This is a genomic window from Micromonospora sp. NPDC049799 (assembly GCF_040656655.1).
GTDB lineage: Bacteria > Actinomycetota > Actinomycetes > Mycobacteriales > Micromonosporaceae > Micromonospora.
Genome location: NZ_JBFAMU010000754.1, coordinates 1 through 1,822, shown reverse-complemented (window position 1 = coordinate 1,822; position 1,822 = coordinate 1). Strand labels below are relative to the sequence as shown.

1 protein-coding gene and 1 pseudogene are annotated in these 1,822 nt (G+C 74.4%); both read left to right on the top strand.

Annotated elements, in window-relative coordinates; genetic code table 11:
- Positions 1 to 97: 97 nt before the first annotated feature.
- Positions 98 to 346: pseudogene (locus AB0I76_RS29140) on the top strand (adenosylcobinamide-GDP ribazoletransferase); the annotation flags it as partial.
- Positions 347 to 409: 63 nt separating this feature from the next.
- Positions 410 to 1,705 carry a DUF2314 domain-containing protein gene (locus AB0I76_RS29135; protein ID WP_357042130.1) on the top strand — a complete coding sequence of 432 codons (1,296 nt, stop codon included), beginning with the start codon at positions 410 to 412 and terminating at the stop codon, positions 1,703 to 1,705.
- Positions 1,706 to 1,822 lie beyond the last annotated feature (117 nt).

Below are 1,822 nucleotides of genomic sequence, written 5' to 3'. Positions count from 1 at the left end.
ACCGGTCAACCAGCACCGCTCTCAGCAGTGACCGCAGCCGAGGAGCGGGAGAACACGACCTTCGGGATGGCCGCGAGCTCCTCGATCCCCTCCTGTGCTGGTCGCCGGCACCGTCGGACCGGTCGCGCTGACCGCCGGGACGGCCGGCGTCGCGCTGGTGGCGCTCGCGGCCGTGCCGGGCCGCCCGTGGCAGGGGCCGCTCGCCGTCGCCGCCGCGCTCGCCGTCGCGGTGGGGCTGCTGCGACACGTGGTACGCCGGCTCGGCGGGATCACCGGTGACGTGCTCGGCGCGACCGTCGAGGTGGTCACCACGCTGGTCTACCTGGGACTGGTGCTGTCCGGCTGAGGGGCGCCCGGAGCGCCGGGTAGCGTCTGGATCGACAGCACCGCGGCCACCCCGGGGGACGACATGCTCATCACGGACGACTTCCTGCCCGTACCGGTCCCGGAGTCGCTGAGTGCGACCTACCTCGTCCCGATGACCGGCCTGCCGACGGTGGGCACGAAGACGGCGGTGGAGCGGCTCACCGGGCGGCTGGCCGAGCCGGTGTTCGGGCTGGCGAAGCAGATGCTCGACAGTCCCCTGATGTCCGTGGACACCCGGCCCGTCAGCGAGTTCCCCGAGCTGCCGCCGGACCTGCTCACCGCGTTCGGGGCGACCGAGGCGCAGCTGGCCCGCCTGGCCGCGGCGACGCACCTGGTGGTGGTGCAGGCCGAGTACCGGCCGGGCTGGCCGCCGGCGCACGAGTGGGCGGCGCGGGCGGTCGCCGCCGCCGTCGCCGACACCGTCGGCGGTGACGTCGTGGACGTGTTCGGCCTGCAGTTCCTCGACCCGGCGACGGCGCTGAGCTCCCTGCCGGACGCCGACGGGCGGATCCGGCTGGTCGACTGGGTGCTGGTGCCGTACTCGTCGGACGCCGAGGGCCTCTGGTTCACCACCAAGGGCCTGCGCCGCTTCGGGCTGCTGGAGTTGCAGACCCAGGGCGTACCGGACCATCTGACCCGGGCCTGGGGCGCGGTCATGACCGGCGCGGCGCGCCGGCTGCTGCGGGACTGGACCGACGGCCTGTCCGGCGAGGAGGTGCCGGCGTTCGTGCAGCTGCCGGTGCTGGCGACGGTGACCGGGCACGACATCGCGGTCGCGTACGGCAACCCGGAGCAGCACGGCGCGACCGCCCCGGTGCTGCTGCGCCTGGAGCTGGACCCGGCCACCGATCCGGAGGCCGACTCCTTCCTCAGCCTGCGCCCGCCGGCCGGGCATCCGGGGCCGGACGGGCGCTACTACGCCACCGCCTGCGCCACGCTCTTCGCCGGCATCCAGCCCGACGTGCGGTACGCGCGCTCCGGCGACGCGATGAGCAGGGCGGTGGCGACGGCCCGCGAAGGGCTGGGCGACATCCGGGCGCGTTTCCTCGCCGGCGCGCTCCCGCCGGAGACGCAGCTGGTGGTCAAGTACGGCCTGCCCGGCGACGACGGCCCCGAGTTCGTCTGGGCCAGCGTGACCTCGTGGGAGGTCCCGGAGCGGATCGAGGCCGCCAGCGCCAGCGACGCCAACACCGACCCCACCGTCCGGATCGGCTCGCCGGTCGTCGTGGAGGCGAGCGACGTGGTCGACTGGGCCGTCCTCGACGGCACCGGCGTCATCGAAGGCGGCTGGACCCAAGCGGTCCTCGACGCCGGCGAACGCCCCCCACCCCCCGTCTAACCACCCACCCACCCCCTCCCCCACCATGCCTGCCTGCGGCGACCGCGTCCGGTCGATGTCGACTGAACCGGCGGTGGTACTAATCCCTCACGCAGGCCACGACGTGTTTCGAGTGGC